Annotated in this window: 17 protein-coding genes and 1 pseudogene; all 18 read right to left on the bottom strand. The window is 60.2% G+C overall.

What is annotated here, in order from left to right; genetic code table 11:
* Nucleotides 1-207 precede the first annotated feature (207 nt).
* Nucleotides 208-843 (bottom strand): flavin reductase family protein, encoded by a 636-nt coding sequence (locus tag CXQ93_RS05100; RefSeq protein ID WP_258068610.1) that lies wholly within the window; start codon nucleotides 841-843, stop codon nucleotides 208-210.
* A gap of 218 nt (nucleotides 844-1,061) precedes the next feature.
* Complete coding sequence (gene soxR, locus CXQ93_RS05095; protein WP_308470606.1) at nucleotides 1,062-1,499, bottom strand: redox-sensitive transcriptional activator SoxR; 438 nt, start codon at nucleotides 1,497-1,499, stop codon at nucleotides 1,062-1,064.
* Nucleotides 1,500-1,545: 46 nt separating this feature from the next.
* The gene (locus CXQ93_RS05090) at nucleotides 1,546-2,100 is read right to left on the bottom strand and encodes a gluconokinase (RefSeq protein ID WP_104109395.1); all 555 of its coding nucleotides are present in this window, start codon (nucleotides 2,098-2,100) and stop codon (nucleotides 1,546-1,548) included.
* A 90-nt stretch (nucleotides 2,101-2,190) separates the two neighbouring features.
* Nucleotides 2,191-4,440 (bottom strand): annotated as a pseudogene (locus CXQ93_RS05085) (gluconokinase, GntK/IdnK-type).
* A 47-nt stretch (nucleotides 4,441-4,487) separates the two neighbouring features.
* On the bottom strand, nucleotides 4,488-5,717 hold the full coding sequence (gene manD, locus CXQ93_RS05080; RefSeq protein ID WP_104109394.1) for a D-mannonate dehydratase ManD: 1,230 nt from the start codon (nucleotides 5,715-5,717) through the stop codon (nucleotides 4,488-4,490).
* A gap of 67 nt (nucleotides 5,718-5,784) precedes the next feature.
* Nucleotides 5,785-7,206: a glucuronide transporter gene (gene uidB, locus CXQ93_RS05075; RefSeq protein WP_104109393.1), complete on the bottom strand. Its 1,422-nt coding sequence runs from the start codon at nucleotides 7,204-7,206 to the stop codon at nucleotides 5,785-5,787.
* 395 nt (nucleotides 7,207-7,601) lie between these two features.
* A complete protein-coding gene (locus tag CXQ93_RS05070; RefSeq protein WP_104109733.1) occupies nucleotides 7,602-9,014 on the bottom strand; it encodes a mannitol dehydrogenase family protein in 1,413 nt (470 codons plus the stop codon).
* A gap of 17 nt (nucleotides 9,015-9,031) precedes the next feature.
* A complete protein-coding gene (uxaC, locus tag CXQ93_RS05065) occupies nucleotides 9,032-10,486 on the bottom strand; it encodes a glucuronate isomerase (protein WP_104109392.1) in 1,455 nt (484 codons plus the stop codon).
* A 63-nt stretch (nucleotides 10,487-10,549) separates the two neighbouring features.
* A complete protein-coding gene (locus tag CXQ93_RS05060) occupies nucleotides 10,550-11,692 on the bottom strand; it encodes a LacI family DNA-binding transcriptional regulator (RefSeq protein ID WP_258068608.1) in 1,143 nt (380 codons plus the stop codon).
* Between the two features lie 69 nt (nucleotides 11,693-11,761).
* Entirely contained in the window at nucleotides 11,762-12,790 is a 1,029-nt protein-coding gene (locus CXQ93_RS05055; protein ID WP_104109731.1) for a hydroxyacid dehydrogenase, read from the bottom strand.
* 95 nt (nucleotides 12,791-12,885) lie between these two features.
* Nucleotides 12,886-14,052, bottom strand: coding sequence for a Gfo/Idh/MocA family protein (locus CXQ93_RS05050; protein ID WP_104109391.1), 1,167 nt, complete (start codon nucleotides 14,050-14,052; stop codon nucleotides 12,886-12,888).
* 124 nt (nucleotides 14,053-14,176) lie between these two features.
* Nucleotides 14,177-15,037, bottom strand: a complete 861-nt coding sequence (locus CXQ93_RS05045; RefSeq protein WP_258068607.1) for a sugar phosphate isomerase/epimerase — start codon at nucleotides 15,035-15,037, stop codon at nucleotides 14,177-14,179.
* Between the two features lie 78 nt (nucleotides 15,038-15,115).
* Nucleotides 15,116-16,006 carry an ATP-binding cassette domain-containing protein gene (locus CXQ93_RS05040; protein WP_104109389.1) on the bottom strand — a complete coding sequence of 297 codons (891 nt, stop codon included), beginning with the start codon at nucleotides 16,004-16,006 and terminating at the stop codon, nucleotides 15,116-15,118.
* Nucleotides 16,003-17,871: a dipeptide/oligopeptide/nickel ABC transporter permease/ATP-binding protein gene (locus CXQ93_RS05035; RefSeq protein WP_104109388.1), complete on the bottom strand. Its 1,869-nt coding sequence runs from the start codon at nucleotides 17,869-17,871 to the stop codon at nucleotides 16,003-16,005. The genes CXQ93_RS05040 and CXQ93_RS05035 overlap by 4 nt, the downstream gene beginning before the upstream one ends.
* A complete protein-coding gene (locus CXQ93_RS05030; RefSeq protein ID WP_104109387.1) occupies nucleotides 17,868-18,809 on the bottom strand; it encodes an ABC transporter permease in 942 nt (313 codons plus the stop codon). The genes CXQ93_RS05035 and CXQ93_RS05030 overlap by 4 nt, the downstream gene beginning before the upstream one ends.
* 78 nt (nucleotides 18,810-18,887) lie before the next feature.
* A complete protein-coding gene (locus tag CXQ93_RS05025; protein ID WP_104109386.1) occupies nucleotides 18,888-20,414 on the bottom strand; it encodes an ABC transporter substrate-binding protein in 1,527 nt (508 codons plus the stop codon).
* 318 nt (nucleotides 20,415-20,732) lie between these two features.
* Nucleotides 20,733-21,740, bottom strand: a complete 1,008-nt coding sequence (locus CXQ93_RS05020; protein WP_104109385.1) for a Gfo/Idh/MocA family protein — start codon at nucleotides 21,738-21,740, stop codon at nucleotides 20,733-20,735.
* A gap of 105 nt (nucleotides 21,741-21,845) precedes the next feature.
* Entirely contained in the window at nucleotides 21,846-22,694 is an 849-nt protein-coding gene (locus CXQ93_RS05015) for a sugar phosphate isomerase/epimerase (protein ID WP_104109730.1), read from the bottom strand.
* Nucleotides 22,695-22,860 lie beyond the last annotated feature (166 nt).

Raw genomic sequence — 22,860 nt, 5'->3', positions numbered from 1 at the left:
GGGATGGGGGAACTTAGGTCTTGTGTGCGGGTTTTGCCGGCATGGGCAACGTGATGACAGGTGGCACTTGAGGTGCTCTGCAGACCGTTGCGCCGGCCCCTAGATTTACTTTCCATTGGATGGCCAGTCTACCCCAGCCCTCCCCCGGAGCCAGGAGGATCAACTAAGTGCCAAAGTGAACAAACGCTGTGAGTTTGCCGAAGCTACCTAGCGCGACAGGACGCTGTGTTCGCCAAGGGCGTGGAAGTTACGGTTGTGATAAACCATGGGCGCACCGGCACGTGCTGCCCCAGCGGGTGATCTTCCCGCCTGACCCGTTCCACCGTGTTCGGCACCAGCCTTTTCCTGGGGCATGATCTGCAGAACCTGGGCCGCCAGCAGCAACGACCCCCCTGCCGGGGTGCGGCTAAGGACCTTGCACCTCAGCGCATAACCGCCGTGCACCAGCAGCGGCTCACCTGTCTCGAGCCGGGTCCAGGGCATAGCGGCAGTAAACCGCTCCGACGTTGAATTGGCGAAGGTCTTGGCTAGTTCCAAATCATCCGTGGTCAGCAGGTGGACCACCACTGAATCGGCCACAGCGATGGCTGCTGCTGATCCGCTGGATGCAGCGAGGGAGAAGGCGAGCAACGGCGGCTCGGCGGATACGGAGGCCACTGACGACGCCGTAATTCCCACCGGTCCTGTGACGGAATCGGCCGTAATGATGGCGACCCCGGCGGGATGCCCGCCAAAGGCAGCCTTGAAGTCCTCGGTCAGCGTCGGCATTACGTCCGCAGTGCCCGTTGTGACTGGCACTGCCTCCGCGGTCCCTGCTTGCGCGGTCTCTGCTTGCACAGTCATGACCAAAAATCCTCTCACCACGTCCGGCCCAACAAGGCTAGATCCTCAAGCGACTCTAGAACCTCAACCATAGTTGAGGTCAAATTCGGCGGCCATGAGCCACCTCACATGAATTCATCGGAATCGAGAGACAGCTACCGGATCGAGTGTCCACATAACGTACGCTTTCAGCCTGCTTGTCGCCTCAGACGTACATTAAGTGGACACTCGAGCGCGGATTACTCCGAATCCAGCCCGTCAATCCCATCGAAGGCGCGGGCGCCGGGTCCCTGACCGGCCACCTGATCATCCGGGTTAACGAAGCCACATTCGGCCAGTGAGAGGCAGCCGCAGCCGATGCAACCACCCAGACTTCCGCGGAGTTTTTGCAACGCGGCGATTCGGGTGTCGAGCTCGGCTTGCCAGTGCTCGGATAGGCGCTGCCAATCAGACTGCGTGGGGACCCCATGATCCGGAAGCTCCGCAAACACAGTGGCAACCAGAGACAGCGGGATACCAGCGCTCTGGGCGGCCCGAATAACGGCGACACGGCGTAGCACCGAGCGGGCATAGCGGCGCTGATTGCCAGAGGTGCGGGTGCTAAAAATGAGCCCTTGGCGTTCGTAAAAATGCAAGGCCGAGACGGCAACCCCGCCGCGTTGAGCAACTTGACCCACGCTCAACAGTTCCTGCGCGCGGAGCCAAGGGCCGGCGTCGTGCATGCTATTTTGCCGCGATTGCGCGGATCCCAACCACGGCAGCGTCTAAGATCTCGGTCATGCTGGCCGAAATATCAACCACGACGGCGGCCTCGTCGGCTTCCATGGGTTCCAACGCTTCCAGCTGTGACGCCAGAAGGTTCGGCGGCATGAAATGTCCGGAACGGCCCTCAATCCTGGAGCTGAGTACCTCCAGAGTCCCCTGCAGGTGCAGGAAAATCGTGTCGGGAGCTTTGGCGCGAATGGCGTCACGGTAGCGCCGCTTCAGCGCCGAGCAGGCCACAACCACGCCCTTGCCCGAGGTGGTTGCGAGCTCATGTCCCACCAGGTCAAGCCACGGCCAGCGGTCCTCGTCATTCAGAGGCGTTCCGGAAGCCATTTTGCGGATATTTTCCAGCGGGTGCAGGGAATCCGCATCCACGAAGGGAAAGTTCATGGCGTCGGCCACCAGCGTGCCAATGGTGCTCTTGCCGGCACCGGAGACTCCCATGACCACAACCCGAATGGCGTGCGGGGGCTTGACGGAGAAATCAGGGCTCTGGTTCAAGGGAATTTCCATACTCACTTGTATATCAAACACGGATGCGATTCTCCCCACCGGATGACCGGTGGGGAGAATCGCATTCATGACCGGCGGTGCTGGGTCAGCTTAGAGCCTGGTATCGAAGGAATTGCAGAAGACGTTTTCATTGAACGTGCCTTGGAATTCGGAGAGTCCCTGGATCTTTTCCACTGTGGCCCGGATGGCTTCGCGGGAATCAGCGTGGGCGTGGATGGCGGTCTTGACCATCGGCACGTCGATGAGGTGGTTGGGCTGGTTCAGCGAGACAAACACTGTGGGAACCTCGGTGACATACCACGGGATCTCCGCGGCCATCGGGGAGGACCATTTGACGCGGATGGCCGCTTCCTGGGCGAAGCCCTTCACATTGGCGAACACGAAGGCGGCGTCGTACTTGTCGGCGTAGTCGTCGGTGGCCTCGTCGGAGATGACGGACATGAAGTTCACGCCCTCCTCCCCTGCGGCCTTCCGCTGATCTGCGGTCTTGAAGACGTGCACCTCGAAGCCCACTCGCTCCAGTTCCTCGGCCACAACATCCAGGTAGCCCAGAGGGTCGGCCATGGTGAAGTCGGAGCCGCCGGAAATGCCATAGAGACGGATCTTCTTGTGCGTGGCCGGGGTCATAGGCAGGTTGTTCTGCGTGTCCTTGATCAGCGTGACAGTCTTGTTCGCAACCTCTGCGGCAACGGCACGGTGTTCGGGCGAGCCAATCACGGCCAGGGTTTCAGCAGCCGGAACCAGCGAGGCGCGGTCCGTAACGTGCAAGCCAAGGTAGGCCTTCAGCGCCAGGATACGGCGCAGGGCATCCTGCAAACGCTCCTCCGTGATGATGCCGTTGCGGTAACCGTCCAGCATGTAGCCAAAGTCCTCTTCCGGGTTACGGAAGAACAGGAACATATCGCAGCCAGCCGCAATGGCAGCAGGCACCAAATCGCTGCGCTTCATGGCCTGCGTCATGCCGATCATCTGCGAGGCGTCGGTCAGGATCAGCCCGTTGAAACCGAGCTCGCCGCGCAGCAGGTCACCGAGGAGTTCCGGAGCCAACGTGGCAGGGAGAATCTCGCCGTCGGACAGCCCCGGCAGGAAACGGCGGGAAAGTTCCGGCGCCCCAATGTGACCGATCATGATCGACTGCACGCCGTGCCCGATCATTTCCCGGTACACATGCCCGTACGTCTTATTCCACTCCTCATAATCCAGAGTGTTGTAAGAGGTGACCACGTGCTGATCGCGCTCGTCAATGCCGTCGCCCGGGAAGTGCTTCATGGCGCACGCAGTGGGAGATTCGCTGATGCCGTCGAAGTATTCCTTGGCCCGCTCCACCACAACCTCCGGCGTGTTGCCGAAGGAGCGGGTGGAGATGACGGTGTTGCGCCAGTTGTAATGGATGTCCACAATGGGTGCGAACGCCCAGTTGCAGCCCAAGGCCGCGGTCTCAATGCCCGCGATCTGGCCCATCTGGCGGGCAATGGACTTATCCGGATGCGAGCCGGCTTGCAAATGAGTGGAGACGAACGTGCCGTCATCGCAGCTGCCCGCGCCACCCATTTCCGGGTTGGAAGCAATCAGCAGTGGGATTTTCGTCTTGGACTGCGCGTGGCGAATGTGTTCCTGCACAGCTCCCGAGGGGCCCGGCCGGTAACGCATGCCGCCCACGTGGAACTTCTCCAGCACCTCATCGAGGTACTCCGGGGCGTAGCTGTTGTTGTGGTTGATGAACAGCTGGCCGATTTTTTCCTCCAGCGTCATCGCACCAATCGTCGACTCCACCCATGCCACGCCCGCATCGTCCAGATTGAACGGTGCGGCACGCAAATCCACTGCATATGTCATTGCTTCTCCTGTGTTGCTGCTTGGTCGTTAAACGGTTTGCTGAAGACGGACGACGGCGTCACTCACCAGTGCGGGGACCGGCGCCGAAATGTCAATCACCACTGCACGTTCGTCAGCTTCCAGCGGCTCCAAAGTTGCCAACTGCGAATCAAGGAGCGCCGTGGGCATGAAGTGCCCGGACCGCCCTTCGAGCCGCGAACCCAGAACCTCGCGGCTGCCGTCCAAGTGGAGGAACACCGCATCGGGCGCCTTGGCCCGAATGGTATCGCGGTAGCTGCGCTTAAGCGCCGAGCAAGCCACGACGAGTCCGTTGGCTGAGGCCGCCAGTTCCTGGCCGACGATTTCCAGCCAGGGTGCCCGGTCGTCGTCGTTCAAGGGAGTGCCGGCCGCCATCTTGGCAATATTGGACACGGGGTGAAGGGAGTCTCCGTCCGTGAACGGCAAGCCGAGCTCGTGCGCCACGAGGGGGCCGATCGTCGTCTTGCCGCAACCGGAGACTCCCATCACCACAATGTGCTGCACTGCTGGGGGTGCAGCATGTGTTGCGTCGATCACCAGTCGTGGACCGTTCCGTCAACCAAGCGGTTGTACGGCAGGTAGGCCTGCTGGTACGGGAATGCCGCAGCTGCTTCCTCGTTGAATTCCACACCGATGCCGGGAGCATCGCCGGGGTGCAGGTAGCCGTCCTTGAATGTCATGGACTGCTGGAAGACCTCGTTCGTCGCATCCGAGTGCTGCATGTATTCCTGGATGCCGTAGTTGTGGATGGCCAGGCCAACATGCAACTGCGCGGCGAAACCGATCGGGGAAATGTCGGTGGGGCCGTGGAAACCGGACTTGATCTGGTACTGGGCTGCGAAGTCCATGACCTTCTTCAGCGGTGAAATACCGCCGAAGTGGGTGGACGCTGCACGGACGTAATCAATGAGCTGTTCCTTGATGATGGTCTGGTAGTCGTAGACCGTGTTGAAAATTTCACCAATGGCCAGAGGCGTGGTGGTGTGATGACGGACCCAGCGCAGGGCTTCCTGGTTCTCGGCCGGGGTGCAGTCTTCAAGCCAGAAGAGGTCATACGGTTCCAGCGACTTACCCAGCTTGGCCGCCTGGATGGGCGTCATGCGGTGGTGTCCGTCGTGGAGCAGGGGAAGCTCAGGGCCAAACTCGTTGCGAACTGCCTCGAAGACTGTGGGCAGGTGGCGCAGGTAGGCGCGGGTGTCCCAGTCCTCTTCCTGCGGGAACGCGCCGCGGCCGGCGGGCTCGTAGTCGTAGCGTTCACCTGAGGCCTGGGCCTGAGCAGCAACACCGTACACGGCTTTGATGCCGGGGATGGCTGTCTGGATACGGACGGACTTGTAGCCAAGTTCCAGGTGCTCACGCACGGAGTCGAAGAGCTGGGGAATGTCGGCACCGGAGGCGTGGCCGTAGGCCCGTAGGCCGTTGCGTGAGGCGCCACCGAGCAGCTGGTACACCGGCATGCCGGCGATCTTGCCCTTGATGTCCCACAGGGCCATGTCAACAGCGGCAATCGCGGCCATGGTGACCGGGCCACGGCGCCAGTAGGAGCTCCGGTACAGGAACTGCCAGGTGTCCTCGATCCGGTGCGGATCCTTGCCAATGAGGAGCTGAGCAACATGCTCCTTCAAGTACGCGGCCACGGCCAGCTCGCGCCCGTTCAGGGTCGCGTCACCGATGCCCACAACGCCCTCATCAGTAGTGACCTTCAAGGTCACGAAGTTGCGGCTGGGACTGGTGACAAATACTTCTGCGGAAACAATTTTCACGAGGGGTTCCTTCCAGGAGTTTCAGTGAGAAAAGATGGTGCGAATAGATAGAGGGTTGCCGTAAGAACTAAGCGATGTCGTCAGAATCGCGGCGGTCAAGAGCGTCTGCAAGCCGGGCTTCGCGGCGTGCCTGGATCTCGGCGACGATCTCCTTGTGCTTGGCGTCCGTCAAGGGATAGACAAGCATGACGAGCAGAGCAAGGATCGCGAACACCATTGGCAGCAGGCCTGCACCGGCACGGATCCCAAGGAGCGCCTGTTCGCTTTGCTGAGCTGCACCGGCGGCATATCCGCCCCAGGCGAGGGCAAAGGCGGCCAATGCGCCACCAACGGCCTGGCCAGTTTTCCGGGTGAAGGAGAACAGCGCGTAGGTGATTCCTTCGGTGCGGATGCCTGTCTTCCACTCGCCGTATTCCACGGTGTCAGCTTCGAGGGCCCAAACCAGCATGTTGACCAGGTAGAGACCCATTTGAGTCACCATGACACCGGTGAAGGCGAGCCACACCATGCCCGCCGGTGCGAGGAATACAACAAGGCCACCGAGAGCCATCAGGGCTGCGCCGCCGATATAGATGTTCTTTTTGCCCATGGCCCGTACCAGGCGGGGAAGCATTGCGGCCATGCCAAAGGTGAGGAAGATATTAATGATGGACATGACGGCGTACAGCGACAGCGAGCCCAGAACGTCACGGAAGTAATAGATCTGGACCGTTCCAAGGGCCAGCTGGCCGGTCAGGAACAGAAAGGAACTGATGCACAGCATAAGAAGCGGCTTGTTGCCCTTCAACGTTTCGAAGCTCTGCTTCATGGAGACGTTGGCGACCTCACGCACCACGCGTTCCTTGGTGGAGAAGACGGTGAACATGTACAGCCCGGTTCCCACGACGGCGAAAATGACTGTCAGGGTGGTGAACAACGGCTGGAGGTTTTCTCCGCCCTTCATCAAGGGAGCGATGAAGATACCAAGGAAGGAGCCCACAGCGACGGCGCCGATGGTCCGGGCGCTGGCCAGCTTGGCGCGCTCACCGGAGTTCTGGGTCATGGCCCCGGCGAGGGATCCGTAGGGAATGTTCACGAAGCTGTAGGCAAGACCAAGCAGCGCGTAGCTGATGTAGGCCCACAGCAGCATGCCTGACTCTCCGATCTGCGGAATGGAGAAGGTGGCCACGCTCAGGAGTAGCAGTGGCACCGAACCGAACATGATGTAAGGGCGGAACTTGCCAAGCTTCTTGTGGTAGGTCCTGTCGACCATGCGGCCAGCGAAAATGTCAGCGAAGGCGTCGAAGATGCGAACTGCGAGCAGGAGCGTGCCGGCTGCTGCTGCGCTGATGCCTGCTACGTCTGTGTAGTAGACCAAAAGAAACATCGTGGCGGTTGTGAAGGCCAGGTTATTGGCGGCGTCACCGGCACCGTAGCCCAGCACGCTGATCTTGGACAGTACTCCCGAGGCCGGCGCTTGCACGCTCGGGCTGGTTTGCTTTTGATTCATGGTCAATGCGGGCTCCTTTACCCAAATCCATCGCAGGTGCGCTGCGCTGGACAATTCCCATTTCGCCGGTCCCAGATGGCCCTTCGGTGGACCGCTACAGGGTCATCCCCCAACGGGGACACCTGCCGCAGCTGGTTCGCCGGCGTGTGAGCTGTATTACCTACTAGTTAACCAGCTAAGACAACAAATGGCAACCGCTTGCCATAAGTTTCTTAAAGTTTCTCCCCGGCACCTCTTCCAGCCACTACTCCCCGCTGCCCAAACACCACCCCATCCGCCCCTCTCCGAGACCGCGAAAGGTGAGTAGTGAGCAATGTTTACGCGCAACATTGCTCACTACTCACCTTTCGCGGGAGGGCGGTGGTGGCGGGAGGATGGAAGGTACCGCTGCGGAATTACTCCCCCGCGCTCAGATTCTCGATCTGTGCACCAACCGCTGCCAGTGCGTCGGCATTCTCAGCTAGCTCCGCATCCAGCACGGCCACCAGAGCATTGAGGTCAGCACCGGTGCCCAGCGCCAAGGCAGCCAGCAGATCTGACGCAGCAGAATCCGCAATGTCAGCCCCGGTGGTGTGAGACTGACGCAAGAACGCCACCCACGCCGCGATCATCCTGGCCGCGCCAGCGCCGGAACGCCCAGCCCCCAGCTCTGCCTTCAGCACCGGAACAGCACGCATGCGCAGCTTACTGGAGCCATCCATGGCAATTTGCGCCAAGTGATGAGCAATCCGGGCGTTACCAAAGCGCTCCAGCAGGGCAGCCCTGTACGCCGGAATGGCCAAGCCCTCGGCGGGCAGGTTTGCCTCCGCCTCGTCCCAGAACTCAGTGATCCAGGCGGCACAGCTCGGGTCGGCCAGAGCCTGCGCCACTGTGGTGTGTCCCCTGAGCTGGCCGGCATAGGCCAGCAGCGAATGCGCGCCGTTGAGCAACCACAGTTTGCGGTTTTCAAAGTGCTCGATCTCGTCAACAAATACCGCGCCGGCGCTGGCCCAGTCCGGGCGTCCGGCCGGGAAGTCTCCACTGAGTACCCAGTCACTGAATGGTTCGGTCACTACCGGTGAGGAGTCCGCGTAGCCGCATTCGGCCTGCACCAAGGCGATCTCAGCCTCTGTGGTGCGCGGGGTGATGCGGTCAATGGAGGTCCCCACAAAGCTGACATTCTCCGCGACCCAGGCTCCCAGAGCTGGATCTACCACGTCTGCCAGGCCACCAATGGCGGCACGAGCGGCCGTTGCGTTGTTGGCCAGGTTGTCACAGGAGACCACGGCAATGGGCCCGGTTCCGGCGGCGCGACGAGCCACCAAAGCCTGGACCAAGCGGCCCGCTGCGCTAACAGCGGCAGGTCCGTGACCGGCGTCGAACGTCTCCAGTGCCGTGATGGCCCGGAGCACATCAATGTCTGATTGGACGGTGGGGTTTGTGAAGTCCAAGGTGCCGTCGGCCGCCAAATTGTAGGCGGCCTCGGTGATGGTCAGCGTGACCATGGCGGTACTCGGAGCGGCGACCAGACGGGACAGGGCGGCGACATCTGCGCCGTCGTGAGCCTCAACGATGCTCGTAATCAGCTCAAATTTGTCACCCTCGGCGCCACGCTCAATCAGTGTGAAAAGCCCGTCCTGGGCGGACAAAGCTGCGGCGGCGTCGGGGCGGCGGCCGGTGAAGGCGGCAATCCCCCACTCCGGCGCGTCACTTGCATGCTGGGTATACCAAGCCTGGTGGGCACGGTGAAATGCCCCCAAGCCCAGGTGCACGATGCGCACGGGAGCCGGCGCTCCGGCACCGGCGGTGGCGCGGTTAAAAGGGGTCACGGTTGTCGGTTCGGTAATCACAGCTTGAAGGCCCTTCGGGGTGCGGAATCGACAATGTCGACGATAATTTCATGCGCGCGTGCTTCGCTGACGCGGCGCTCGGCCACAAGGCGGGCCAGGAAACTTGCCTCAATGCGGCGGGAGGTGTTGTGGCGGGCCGGGATGGAGCAGAAGGCCCGGGTGTCATCAATGAAACCTGAGGAACGCGAGAACCCGGCGGTTTCGGTGACGGCTGAGCGGAAACGCAACATGGCATCTGGTGCGTCGAGGAACCACCACGGTGCACCAATGAAGACGGACGGGTAGAAGCCGGCCAGTGGTGCGATTTCTCGCGAGAAGACTGTCTCGTCAATGGTGAACGGGATGAAGTGGAAACCGGGCGCCGTGCCGAAGTCCTCCAGCATGGGGCGCAATGCTTCGGTGTAGCTGACAGCGAACGGGATGTCGTGACCGGTATCGGCGCCGAACTTCTTGAACGTTTCGGTGCTGTGGTTGCGGAAAACGCCGGGGTGCAGGGTCATGACGAGGCCGTCTGAAACGGACATGCGTGCCATTTGGTACATCATGTGAGCTTCGAAGACATCAGCATCTGCTGCGGTGGCTTCGCTGCGGCGGGCCTTTTCAAAGAGTTCCGATGCTGCCGAATCATCGAGGCGCAGGGTCATGGCGGTGCGCGATCCGTGATCGGCGGAAACGGCGCCGTGATCCACAAAGTACTGGCGGCGGTTTTCCAACGCACGAATATAGCCGGTGTAGCCGGTGAGTCCGTCACCGGCTGCGCTGATCAGCTCCTCCACCTTTTGACTCCAGCCAGCCGCGGCGAACTTAATGTAGGCGTCGGGGCGGAAGGTGGGCAGAACCCGTCCAGCAAAAGTGGGGTCCTTGGCAATGGCCGCATGGGAGGCGAGGTCATCCAGGGGATCGTCAGTGGTGGCCAAAACTTCGATATTGAAGTCCTTGAACAACTGGCGCGGCAGGAATTCCGGGCTCTTCAGTTTGGTATCAAGCTCATCAAAGATGGCGTCGGCGTTGGCTTCGTTGAGTTCAGTGCGCAGGCCAAAAACATGCTCGAAGGAATCGCGCATCCAGTAGCCGGAAGCTGTGCCGTCAAACAGGGGCCAGGCCTTGACGAATTCACGCCAGGTTTCGCGGGGCTCCACGGACGTGGTGCCGCCCATGCGCAGTTTATCCAGAGTTACGCCATTGGCGTGAAGCAGACGAGTGACGTAATGGTCCGGGCTGACCAGCAACGTTGCCGGGTCAGGAAACGGGGTGTCCAACTCCAGCATGGACGCCTCAACGTGGCCATGCGGGGAAATAATGGGAAGATTCTCGACCCGAGCAAGAAGATCTCGCGCAATGGCCCGAGTTCCCGGATCGGCCGGCAGGAGACGGTCTGAATCTGCGGCCAGGGACGGCTGTGTCCCGGCGACAGAGGTGGCGTTGGCAGCATTCGCGGAAGTGTGTGACATAGATCAATCGTCCATGGGTCACGAAAGTTTGTCAACCGGTTGCCAAAACTTGCCATTAATAGTTCAGGCGGGGCGTGCGGCTCCTGTTGAACCCCGCAGGACCAGCTCCGTGCTGAGTGCGGCGACAGCTGCCCCACCGGCTTCTGCACCAGCCTGGCCAACAGCTCCTGGTGCCGTTGTGCCAGCGCCAGCTGCAGTTCCGGCGGAACTCTCCACGACGCCAGCCTGATCGCCAGGAACAATGAATTCCAGCAATCGGCTCAGCGCTGTCACCCCGAGCTCATGCAAGGGCGATTTGATGGTGGACAACGGCGGCGTTGTGAAATCCGAGCCAAAGATATTATCAAAGCCCATAATGCTGAGCTGCTCCGGAATGCTGACGCCAGCGCCCTGTAGCTCGCGCATCAGACCGATGGCCATGAGGTCGTTGTAGCAGAAAACCGCTGTGGCCTCACCATCTTTGACCACCGCTGCGGCACGGCGGCCACCTTCAACTGTTGGCATCCCGGATGCCACCTGCGAAAGTTTCATCCCATGCCAGTCACAGCGGGCTTTGATGGATTCCCAGCGTCGAGCGGACATCCATGACCGTTCGGGGCCGGCAACGTAGGAAATCGAGGTGTGCCCCTGGGCGGCCAAATGACGGACGGCTTCGGCCACGCCAGTCTCGGTGTCGGCGACGATGGATGCCACCCCGTCAACCCTGCGGTTGATGAGGACAATTGGCTTCTTGGCAGCCAGCTCCTGGATTTCCTCATTGGCGAGGCGGGGGCTGGCCAGAATGAGCCCGTCCACTGTTGCCAGCATGCGCTTGGCTGCTGTCATTTCATGTTCGGCAGATTCCGTGGATTCGGCCAGCATCAAGGTGTAATCCCGTGATGCTGCAGCCGTTTCAGCACCACGAATGATGTCGAAGAAGGCGGGGTTGGTGATATCCGAGACGATCAGGCCAACCGTTTGGGTCCTGCCTGTGGGCAGCGCCCGGGCAAAGATATTAACTTGATAGTTCAGTTCCTCGGCAGCATCAAGGATTTTCTGTTGCGTCTTGGCGCTGACCCGCCCGGGCTTACTAAGCGCGCGGGATACGGTTGAAGGATTGACTCCGGCAAGCGCGGCGATGTCATAAATAGTCGCCGAGGCTTTGCCCGATCGAGGCGTGGTGATGGCTCGCCCGGGAACAGCGTCAGTCTGGTTCGTGTCAGTCAAGGGAATCCTTCGCAATTGGTTGCCAAAATCATCTTAACCCAGTAACTAGCTGGAACTGCTGAAGATGGCTCAGGCCATGTCCAACAACGCCTGCCTCGTCACGGCAAACTCCGGTGTACCTCCACTGGCAAGCCTCACTACTTCCTCCACTGCCAGCTCTCCGATCCGCGCCAGTTCATTGCCCAGAGAGCCGGCAATGTGTGGGGTGAGTGTCACGTTCGGCAGTTCATAAAGCGGATCGTCATCGGGCAGGGGCTCCGGGGCTGTGACGTCCAGGACCGCGTTGATGCGCCCTGCGAGCAATTCTGCACGCAACGCATCGTGATCAACCAGAACGCCGCGGGCTGTGTTGATGAACGTTGCACCTGCCGGCATGAGCGAAAGTTCCTTGTCCCCAATCATGCCAACTGTCGATGGCAACACCGGAGCATGCAGGGACACTACCTTGCTACGGGTCATGAGCTCAGCCAAGGAGGCAAGTTGCACGCCCATCCCGGCCGCCTCAATTGCGGTGATCGTGGGATCACAAAGCAGAACCTCGAAGGAGAAGGGCTTCAAGAGTTCCAAGACGAGCCGGCCAATGCGTGAGGCACCAATGATGCCAATGGTGCCACGGGCATTTCCTAGCCCCGGCGCGATCATGTCCGGCACGTAGCTGGAGCGTTGTGCACGCAGTTTTTGCTGTGCCCCGGCAGCATCCTTGCCCGCCAGCAAAATGTACGCGAGGGTGTATTCGGCGACAGGGATGCCATTGGCCTGCGCCGCCGTCGTCACCGTAATGCCACGATCCCAGCATTCCTCTGCCACGTGCGCCTTGACGGTGCCGGCAGCATGGGCGATCAGCGCCAGAGCCGGACTTGCCTCGAGCACCTCCGCATCAATCCGAGGAGACCCCCATCCGGTGATCAGCGCCGTCGTCCGCGCCAGCACGGAGCGCGCCGCTGGGGAATCAAGCTCCGTCAGGACATCCTCGTTGACAACATCGGCGACGGCGCCCAGCCGCTGGCGTGCTGCGGGCCCGAACAGCCTGTCTCGAAGTTCGTTGCTCGCCATGGCAAAAGCTACCTGCGGTCGATTCGGTACCAGATCTGCGGTCATGATGTGGTGGCTGCTCATTTCATTTTCGGGGATACGCGCGAAGGCCGGCCCCACCATCATGGCAGGACCGGCCTTGGTTCAACAGCTAAAACACATTACGCCCGTTCGGCGTACTTGCCTTCTTCGCGAATGCGATCGTTCAACAGGCCAAGGAACTCATCCTCATCGAAGTCGAGGCTAACTTCCTCGCCCTTCCAGCTGGACAGGTGAATGGCGTTGGCCAAGCGGACGCCCTTGATGCCATCGGACCCGGGTGCCAGCAGCGGGGTGCCGTCCAGGATGTTGGCGGCAAAGTTTTCCAGGACGCCCGCGTGCTGGGCACCCCAGACCGATTCGAATTCGACAATCTCGGTGGATCGGTAATCGTCCATGTCAAGCTGGCCGGTAAACAGGCGCATCACATCGTCCATGCCCATGCTCTCGCTGATCTCGCGTTCGGGCTTTTTCAGGCGGGTCACGGTGGCGGTCTTGGAGCCTTCGACGACGATCTTGCCCTGGTCGCCCAGGATTTCGAAGCGGTCGGTGCCGATCATGTCGTGTGTGGCTGTCACGAATGTGCCGGTGGCGCCATTGCCGTAATCCACCAGCGCGGTGACCTCATCTTCGACCGCAATGTCGCGGCGGAAGCCGTAGGAGACCTTGGCGAACACTGACTTCGGCACGCCACAGATCCACTGCCACAAATCCAACTGGTGGGGAGCCTGGTTAACCAAGACACCGCCTCCCTCGCCGCCCCAGGTTGCACGCCATTCACTGGAGTTGTAGTAACCCTGGGGACGCCACCAGTTGGTGATGATCCAGTTGGTGCGCAGGATGTTGCCGATCTCGCCGTTGTCGACGATCTCCTTCAGGCGCTGGTACAGCGGGTTGTTGCGCTGGTTGAACATGATGGCAAAGGAGAGCTCCGGCTTGCTCTCGGCAAACGCGTTGAGTTCAGCAACTTGCTTGGTGTAGACACCTGCCGGCTTCTCCACGAGGGCATGGATGCCGCGCTTAAGGGTCGCGATACCCATTTCGGGGTGCAGGAAGTGGGGAACACACGTGACGACGGCGTCAACATCGCCGCTGTCCAGCATGGTCAGGTAGTCGTCGTAAATCTTGACGTCCGGGTAGCTTGCTGCGGCGAGCTCACGCTTGGCCGGGTCGGTGTCAGTGATGGCGCCAATAACCATGTTAGGAACCATGCCATCGGTGATGAACTTGGCGTAGGCGCCGCCCTGCTGGCCGAGGCCGATGATGCCAATCCGTACTTTCTTACTCACTGGTATTGCTCCGTTTCGTTGCTGTAATTCAAGATGAAGTTCTTGCGGGTTGGGCCCACGTTGGGCCCACGCTTGCCAGGTTCCCGCAAATCGCGCCAGCGATTTGTGGGCCGGCAAGTGGGGACTAGAAGAGGTCGCCGAAGCCCATGGTGGTGAGGTTGCGGTGCGAGGTCTCTAGGACCTCCCAGACGGTACGTCCGTAGAGTTCATCCTGTTCAACCAGCAGGTACTGTGCGCCTGCAGCTTGGGCGGCGGGAACGATCGACGGGAAATCGAGGTTACCCTCACCCACCTCGGCGAACTGCACCACATTTTTGAACTCGGTCATGAAATTGGCAAAGTCACCAGTTTCCAAATAGCCCAGTGCGGATTCTGGGAGCATGCCGATGCGGTAGTCCTTCAAATGCACCATGGCCGTGTTGCCAGCGTATTTTTCCAAGGTGCGCACGGGATCTAGGCCACCGCGCTGCACCCAGTGAACATCAATCTCCAGCCCCATGGAAGGCGAGTTCTCATTGATGATGTCCAGCATGTATTTGCCGTCAAACTTTGCAAACTCGATGTGGTGGTTGTGGTAGTACAGGCTGATGCCGTGTTCCTGGAGGCGTTCGGCGTAGCCGTTGGTTTCCTTCGCGAAGTCGATAACTGCATCAATGCTCGTCATCGCCCCAAACGGCAGCATGCCAATGCGCAGCAGATTCGTGTCGAGACGCTTGGCGTCGTTCACGATCTTGTCAAAGTCTTCCTTGAGGGACTCGCCGGGGCGGCCTACCGGCTTTTCCATCATGACCGAAAGGGCGGCTACATCCATGCCCAGCTCGGTCTGTGCACGTTCCAGTTCTGAGACGTTCTTCTCGTCCATGGGGACCTGGGAGATCTCCACGGCGTTGTATCCCAGATCGCTGACCTTGCGGAGCGTCTCAAAGGCGCCCACTTCCGCAAAGCTGTCCTTGAGCATCATTGCCTGTACACCGATTTTTGCCACGATGTTCCTTTCTAGTTCCGGGGCCCTGTGGGGCATGTCCCGGTGGTTGGTCCAGCTGGTAAAACTTCTGTCTAATGGCTATGCGGGGATTCCGCTTGCCGCTTCGAGCTGCTGCGCAGCAAGGAGTTCGTGCCGGTCATTGCGGCGCTTCGCCTGACGGTCCGGGTCAGGGACCGGCGAAGCCAGCAATAGCCGCTGGGTGTAGGGGTGCTGTGGGTCTCGGGTGATCTGGTGGGAGGTTCCCTGCTCCACAATTTCCCCGTTGTACATGACAGCCACGCGGTGGCTGATGTGCCGCACCACATCCAAGTCGTGCGAGACAAACAAGTAAGACACGCCGGTGTCCCGCTGAATCTGCAGAAACAGATCCAACACGACGGCTTGAGTCGAGAGGTCCAAGGCGCTGACGGGTTCATCGCACACGATCAGCTTCGGCGAGAGTGCCAGGGCGCGGGCAATCGCCACACGCTGGCGCTGGCCTCCACTGAATTCACGGGGAAGCCGGCTGACCGCATCCGAGGGCAGACCCACCTGGTCCAGCAGTTCCTTGACTCGCTTGCGCGCAGCGGCCGGAGATTGCCCTTGCACTGTCAACGGTTCGGAGAGGATGTCACCGATTTCCAAGGACGGATTCAGCGAGGTGTAAGGATCCTGGAACACCACCTGCAGATCGCGGCCCAGTGATCGGCGCTGCTTGCGGTCGGCCGAGGTGATGTCGTTTCCCTCGAAGACCACGGTGCCCTTGCTGATGGGTGCCAGGCCGAGAATTGCACGGCCCAGCGTGGTCTTGCCGGAGCCCGACTCCCCCACTAGGCCCAGGGTTTCACCCGGCTTGATGTGGATGTTGATGTCGGTCAACGCACGGAATGGTTTGCGCCGGAATCCCTTCATGGGATATTCCACATCGAGGCCAGACACCGTGAGGAGATCAGCACTGGATGCTGAAACCTTTTCATTAAGGGCGCTCATTGGAGTGTCTCCTTCTCATCAGACTCATCGTCGCGGGCAGCTGCCTCAGCGGCCGTGACTCCAGCCGAAACCAGCATGGTCATGGGTTCCTTGCCCTCAAGCATGGACCCAAGGAGCTTTTGTGTGTAGGGGTCCTTCGGGTTCCGAAGGATGTCGCGGACGTTTCCTTCCTCAACCATTCGGCCATCCTGCATGACCGCCACACGGTCACAGAGGTCTGCCACAACACCAAAGTTGTGGGTGACCAGGATGACTCCGACGTTGAGTCGCTTCTGCAGGTCCCGGATCAGGTCCAGTACGTCGGCCTGCACGGTAACGTCCAGAGCTGTGGTGGGCTCATCAGCAATGATGAGGTCGGGTTCACAGCTGATGGCACCGGCAATCAACACACGCTGGGCCATGCCCCCGGACACTTCGTGCGGGTAGGCGTCGAAGGTCTTTTCCGGGAAACGGATGCCGACGTCGTCCAACAGTGCCAAGGCACGCTCGGTGGCTTCCGACTTGGAAATCTTCAGCACACGCATCATCGGTGTCACCAGCTGGTAGCCAATGGTGAACGCCGGGTCGAGGTTACTCATGGGTTCCTGCGGGATATAGGAAATCCGCTTGCCCCGGAATGCGCTGAGTCTGGACTGGCTGACGCGGTCGTCGGTGGGAGCTACTGTGTAGTTGCCGTCAAACTGGATGCTTCCTGCAACTATGCGGGCATTCTCGGGCAACAGACCCAGGATGGAGAATGCCGTCTGGGACTTGCCGGATCCGGATTCACCCACAATGCCCAACACTTCACCACGGTCTACATGGAAGGACACGTTGTCAACGACCTTCTTGATGGATCCGTCAGCCTGGGGGTAGCCCACACCGAGGTTGGACACCTTGACCAAGTGGTGCTCGGTGCCGGCCTCGACAGCTGTTGTCTGTGCCCGGCCGGGTGCTGTGCGACCATTTGACGCTTGGACAGATCCGCGCTTGGCAGGTTTGATTTTCTCGGCGTCTTCCAGAGCATCGCGCACGGCGTTGCCAAGGAGTACCAGGGCGCCAATGGTGGCACCGATGGCCAGAGCGGGCCAGAGCAGCAGGCTCGGGTTGAGGTAGACGTTCTTGAAGCCTTCGCTGAGCATGACGCCCCAGGTGGCCACGGAGGGATCGCCCAGGCCCAAGAATTCCAGACCTGATTGGATGCTGATGGCAACACCACAGACAATGGCTGTCTGAATGATGATGGGTGCACGTACTACGGAGAAGATGTGGCGAGAAATGATGGCCCAGTCGCTGAGCCCGGCAACACGGGCGGCATCAACATAGAGTTCGTTGCGTACAGACTGGACCGCAGTGCGCGTCAGCCGGAAGTAGCCGGGGCTAAGCAGGACGCCGAAGGCAATCATCGAAATCCACACGGACGGACCAAAGGCCGCGCGCACGGTCAGCAAGACAATGATGCCGGGCAGCGCCATGAGGATGTTGACCACCCAGGCGGCCACGCCGTCGAACTTGCCAGCGTAGTAGCCCGCGATGAGTCCGGCAGGGAGCCCAATGCCCACGGCAACGGCAGCACACAACAGGGCGGAGAGCAGGGTGGTGCGGGCGCCAAAGACCAGCCGGCTCCAGACGTCACGGCCGACACTGTCGGTGCCAAGGATATTGGTGGCATCCGGGCTGGCGAGGGTCTTGCCGATGTTGGCAAAGTTGGCGTCAAAAGGAGCCAGGAGGTTGGCAAAGATGGCCAGGAGAACCATGAAGACCAGGACCACCACGGCGATAAAGCCCATGGGGTTGCGCAGGATCTTCTTGATGACATGGGACCGGACAACCGTCCCCTTTTGACCGATGTCACTTTGATCGGCCAGGACCTCAATTTCACTCATGAGACACGCACCTTGGGATTGAGCCAGCCGTTGATGAGATCCACCAGAAGGTTGACAATAATGACGATGATGACGGTGTAGATGACCACGCCCATGACCAGAGGAATGTCTCCCATGGTTGTTGAGGTCACTGCCAATGCGCCCATGCCGGGCAGGGCAAAGATTTGTTCAATGATGACCACGCCGCCGAGCATGCCAATGAATTGCAGGCTCAGCACCGTCAGCCCGGCCGGCGCGGCGCTGCGCAGGACGTGCTTGAACAAAATTTCTCTCTCACTGATGCCACGGCTGCGCAGGGTGCGCACGTAGTCCTTTTCCAGCTGTTTGATGACGGCACTGCGGATTTGCTGTGCCGCACTGGTGACGCCGTTGATGACGATGGCCAGGACGGGCAGCGTCAGTGACGCGACCCAAGCTGCGGACCCGGAATCCGGGGCAATGCTGCTGGTGGCGGGGAAGAGCTGCCATTGGATGGCCAGCAACGTCACCAAAATGATGGCCATGACGAAGCTGGGGATGGCATCGCCAACCACTGCGGCACCTTGGACAACTCGATCGATCCAGCCGCGCTTGACGGCAGCAGCCATGCCGAGGGCCGTGGCAATAATGGCGATGAAGATGATGGAAACAACCACCACGGTCAAGGTGATGGGCAGGCGTGTCATCAAGGCGCGGGCCACGGGTTCGGAGTTGAACCAGGAGGTGCCCAAGTCACCCGACAAGGCATTGCCGGCCCAGCCGAAGAAGCGAGGAAGCAGTGGTTGATCTAGGCCAAGTTCGATTTCCTTGGCTGCAACCTGCTCCGGGGTGGCAAACTCGCCGAGGATGCTGCGGGCGATGTTGGCGGAGGAGTAGTACAACAGGAAGTAGGTAAGGAAGGAAATGGCGGCCAGCACGACTATGCCGGAGGCGACCTTTCGCAGAATAAACGTAACCATGAGTCGCTCCAGTGCGCTGGTCAGAAGGAAAAGGGGCGCCGGGGGCGGGAAGTTCCCGCCCCCGGCAGAAGCACTCCGCTACTTTGCGGGAGCGTAGTTGTAGATTGACGGAATAGCCTGCTGAAGCTGCGGCTCAACCGTGATCTTCTTGTTGGTAAAGTACATCTGGTTGATGCGGTAGAACGGTGCAAACCAGGCGTTCTCGGTCACGTACTTGTTGACCGCCTTGGCTTCCTCAGCGCTCTTTTCGCCACCGTTTTGCACTGCATCAAGCATGGTTTGCAGCTCAGGGGTGGTCGACTTGAAGGGGTTGTACAAGGCAGAGGTGGAGATCATCTGGTTGATGGCAACCCACGGCTCGGCCTGGTAAAGCTGGAAGTAGAATGCTGAGTACTTGCCGCCGGCAACATCGGGGACAAAGTTGGCCTGCGGAATTGTCTCAATCTGAACCTTGATGCCAATGTCGCCCAGCTGCTGCTGAATGACTGCCAAGATGGCCTCGAAGCCAACAATGGACGGCAGCTTCAACGTGAAGCCCTTGGCGTAGCCTGCCTCGGCAAGGAGTGCCTTGGCCTTGGCTGGATCATAGGGGTAGCTGTTGTCCAGATCCGGCAGGTACGCCCCGGATTCGGGCCCAAATACCTGGTCGGTCGGGGTGCCCTCATCCAGCAGCTGCTGGGTCAGGATGGTCTTACGATCGAAAGCGTGGTTGATAGCCTGACGGACCTTGACATCGCCCAGTTCCGGGTTGATCTTGCCCTCCCGGTCCACGAGGAGCAATCCAGCCCAGTCCACCTGACTGCTCGTGAGGGTCATGCCGGCAGATTCTGCCTGCTTTCCGGTCTTGGGATCTAGCAAGGTGGCATCGACCTGACCCGAAACGAGGGCGTTGGTGCGCGCCGTGGCGTCCGCGAGGAACTTCATGGTGATCTTGTCAAACTTCTGCAGATCCTTGTTCCAGTAGTCAGCACGCTTGGTGAAAACGTACTGGGAACCCTTGACAGTGTTCTTGGTGTCCAGCTCGTAAGGGCCGGAGCCGTCCGGCGTCGTCTTGATGCCTTCGGTGCCTAGGGCCTTCGGGCTGGCAACGAGACCAGCTGCCAGGCTCAGGTAGTAGGTGAATGCCGGGTCCGGTGCGTTCAGTGTGATCGCAACGGTTGTGGGGTCAACCACGGCCACGCTGTCCATCGAGGCAACCTGGTAGGCATCGCGGCCCTGGGTCTTCTTGAAGTGGTCTAGGTTTGCCTTGACACCCTCGGCGTCGAGCTTGGTTCCGTCGGTGAAGGTGACGTCGGTGCGCAGCTTCAGGGTCAGGACGGTATTCTCGGCGTTGTACGTCCACGATTCTGCGACCATGGGCTCCAACGTTCCGTCGGGTGCACGGCGAATCAATGTGTCATAGACGGCCTGGTAGTAAGGCATGGTGTGGCCAATGTGGGCATCCGTGGGTTCGAACGACACCAAGTCCTGCAATTGACCAATGGTCAGTGTAGTTGCGGGAGCGCCGGCGTTACCGCCACCACCGCCACCACCGCCGCAGGCGGTCAGGGCAAGCGCCGCGGCAGTAAGCACTGCTACGACTGTAGATTTTGGACCAAACTTCATTGTTGGCTCCTTGTTCATATGAGTTGCATCATAAGGGTTGAGGGGAATTCAAACTCAATGTGTTTTGCGCCACATTTGATGTTGTATGGAACACGCTACTGGGGTTGCAACGTTTTGGCAACCGATTGTCATAAAAAGCCTAAATTTGTTACGTAGGCGAGACTCACGGCTGAATTTAAGGGAAATTTGAACGCTCAGCGATGGCAAACGGTTGTTATTGATAGCAGGATCGATCGCCGCATGAGGCCTGAGATTGGGCTGAGAAATCCGGCCAGCACCGGCGCGGAAACCTCAGCCAACAAGGCCAGCAACAAACGTTTAGGCGACTTCGCTGAGCCGGTTCGGGTAGCTTTGCGCGTAGACGTCTTTGATGATCCGCAGAGTCTTCAGCGCCTCAACGGGATCGATCCAGAACGGGCCTTCCTGGCCCAATTGCTCATAGAAATCAGCAATGTACAGCTGATGCGAGACGCCCCAATAGTCCCGTCCGCCAGAGGTAGCGCGGCGCTCTTCAACAACCTCCACGCGCCCGTCCTCGTGAGTGATCACCAGATCGCCTCGCAGTTGCAGGGTGGCCTTCTCCGCGACAATGTCAACCGTGATGGGCGCGTTGACCGAGTTGGCCAGCGTGGCATAGAAGATGCTGCGGACGCCGTTGGCATGTGTGAGCACAATTTCAGCTGTATCCTCCACATCAATGGCATCCCCTAGCGCATGCGTCGCAGCATGGCCGGAAACCTGCGTGACTTTACCCATCATCCATTGCAGCAAATCGAGGGTGTGGATGGCCTGGTTCATCAGCAGCCCGCCACCGCCGCCTACCCAGCTTCCACGCCACGGCCGGCTCTCGTAGTAGGACGCATTCCGATGCCACATGACAGTTCCCGAACCACCCAGCACAGCCCCAAATTCGCCGCTGGCCAGCCGTTGCGCCATGGCCTGCACGGCTTGGTTATAGCGGTTCTGGAAGCAAACCCCGATCCGGGCGGTACTAGCGGCCGCAGCGGCAGCCAGCCGTTCGCCGTCGGCCATGGAGCTGGCCAGTGGCTTTTCGCTGATGACATTGATACCGCGTTCCAGGGCCGCGATGGCCGGATCGGCGTGCTGATTGTGCGGTGTACAGACGTGGACGACGTCGGGCCGCACCTCCTCCAGCAAGGTCACCACGTCCGCGTACCCCGGCACGCCGTGTGCTGCGGCCGCTGCTGCTAAGCGGTCCGGGTCGGTGTCACAGACGGCCACCAGCTCGGCTCCATCGATCGCGGCGAGAGCCTCGAAGTGAACTGTGGCAACATCGCCGCAACCGATGATGGCAACTCTGGGCATGGTGACTCCTTTGTCGGGTGGTGAGCACTACGGGGACATCAAATCACTGGTGGTGCAAAATGCTAACGGCGGCGCCCTGAACGGACGCCGCCACTAAGCGGGGTTCTAAGAAAGCGTGATGCCGATGGCGTCAGTTGCCGAGCGGAATGCCCGAGCTGCCTCGCCAAAGGCTTCGGGGCCGGAGAACCCGCCCAGTTCATGCTGCGCAGCCAAGTGCGGCTCAAGGGAAGCAAATCCGGTGTAGCCATCCTGGCTCAGGGCCGTGAGGGTTTCGACCAGCTGACCGTCACCCTTGCCGGTGGGGACTACTTCGCCGCTGGCGGCAATGGCGTCCTTGACCTGCAGGTATACCAGGTATGGGCGGAGCATCGCATAAGCGTCCGTGTAGGGCTTGACGCCGACCTGCACGAAGTTGGCATTGTCCCAGGCTGCGCGCAGTGCCGGTGAATTTACTGTCTCCAGCAGGTCCAGCACACGCTCGGGGGTGTCCCCGTAGATGTCCTTTTCGTTCTCGTGAATCAAGATGACGCCGGCCCGTTCGGCTTCAGCGGCCAACAGCACCATGCGCTCCATCACGGCGTCGCGAATGTCTTCGGGGCTCTGATCCTCCGCGCGGAAGTAGGAGAACATGCGAATGTAACGGGTGTCCAGCACCTTGGCTACCTCGATGATGCGGCGCAGGCGGGTGACCTCATGCTCGGCCGGCAGGCTCACGTCTACCTTGCCAATAGGACTGGCGACGGCGGAAACCTTGAGCCCTGCTTCATCCAGGATTGCCTTCAGTTCTGCAAGCTGCGCGTCATCGAGGTCCACAACATTGGTGCCCCAGGCGCTACGCACTTCAATGTGCTTTGCGCCGAGTGCCAGCATGACAGCGGCCTGAATTTTGGGATCGGGGTCAATTTCGTCGCCGAATCCTGAGAGGATCCACGTCGGGTTATTCTCATTGCTCATGGTTGTCCTTACGTAGTGCGGCTCGTTGTGATTGATCCGGATGCCAAAGCCGCGCGGCCCCAGCATCGGTGACTCACTTCACAAAAACTCCTATGTCAACGAAGTTTAGCCGCGAAACAACTTAATGACAACCGATTGCCATTCTTGGCCAAAAACCGTATTCTTG

The organism is Arthrobacter sp. N199823 (genome assembly GCF_002929705.1).
Taxonomy (GTDB): Bacteria; Actinomycetota; Actinomycetes; order Actinomycetales; family Micrococcaceae; genus Specibacter.
The sequence above is the reverse complement of the archived record's forward strand: the minus strand, read 5'-3'. Positions and strand labels throughout refer to the sequence as shown.

Coding starts and splice junctions, on each gene's coding strand:
- CXQ93_RS05100 (WP_258068610.1), bottom strand. CDS start 843: ATGACTGTGCAAGCAGAGACCGCGCAAGCAGGGACCGCGGAGGCAGTG.
- CXQ93_RS05090 (WP_104109395.1), bottom strand. CDS start 2,100: ATGGAAATTCCCTTGAACCAGAGCCCTGATTTCTCCGTCAAGCCCCCG.
- uidB (WP_104109393.1), bottom strand. CDS start 7,206: ATGAATCAAAAGCAAACCAGCCCGAGCGTGCAAGCGCCGGCCTCGGGA.
- uxaC (WP_104109392.1), bottom strand. CDS start 10,486: ATGTCACACACTTCCGCGAATGCTGCCAACGCCACCTCTGTCGCCGGG.
- CXQ93_RS05055 (WP_104109731.1), bottom strand. CDS start 12,790: ATGACCGCAGATCTGGTACCGAATCGACCGCAGGTAGCTTTTGCCATG.
- CXQ93_RS05040 (WP_104109389.1), bottom strand. CDS start 16,006: ATGAGCGCCCTTAATGAAAAGGTTTCAGCATCCAGTGCTGATCTCCTC.
- CXQ93_RS05035 (WP_104109388.1), bottom strand. CDS start 17,871: ATGAGTGAAATTGAGGTCCTGGCCGATCAAAGTGACATCGGTCAAAAG.
- CXQ93_RS05030 (WP_104109387.1), bottom strand. CDS start 18,809: ATGGTTACGTTTATTCTGCGAAAGGTCGCCTCCGGCATAGTCGTGCTG.
- CXQ93_RS05025 (WP_104109386.1), bottom strand. CDS start 20,414: ATGAAGTTTGGTCCAAAATCTACAGTCGTAGCAGTGCTTACTGCCGCG.
- CXQ93_RS05020 (WP_104109385.1), bottom strand. CDS start 21,740: ATGCCCAGAGTTGCCATCATCGGTTGCGGCGATGTTGCCACAGTTCAC.
- CXQ93_RS05015 (WP_104109730.1), bottom strand. CDS start 22,694: ATGAGCAATGAGAATAACCCGACGTGGATCCTCTCAGGATTCGGCGAC.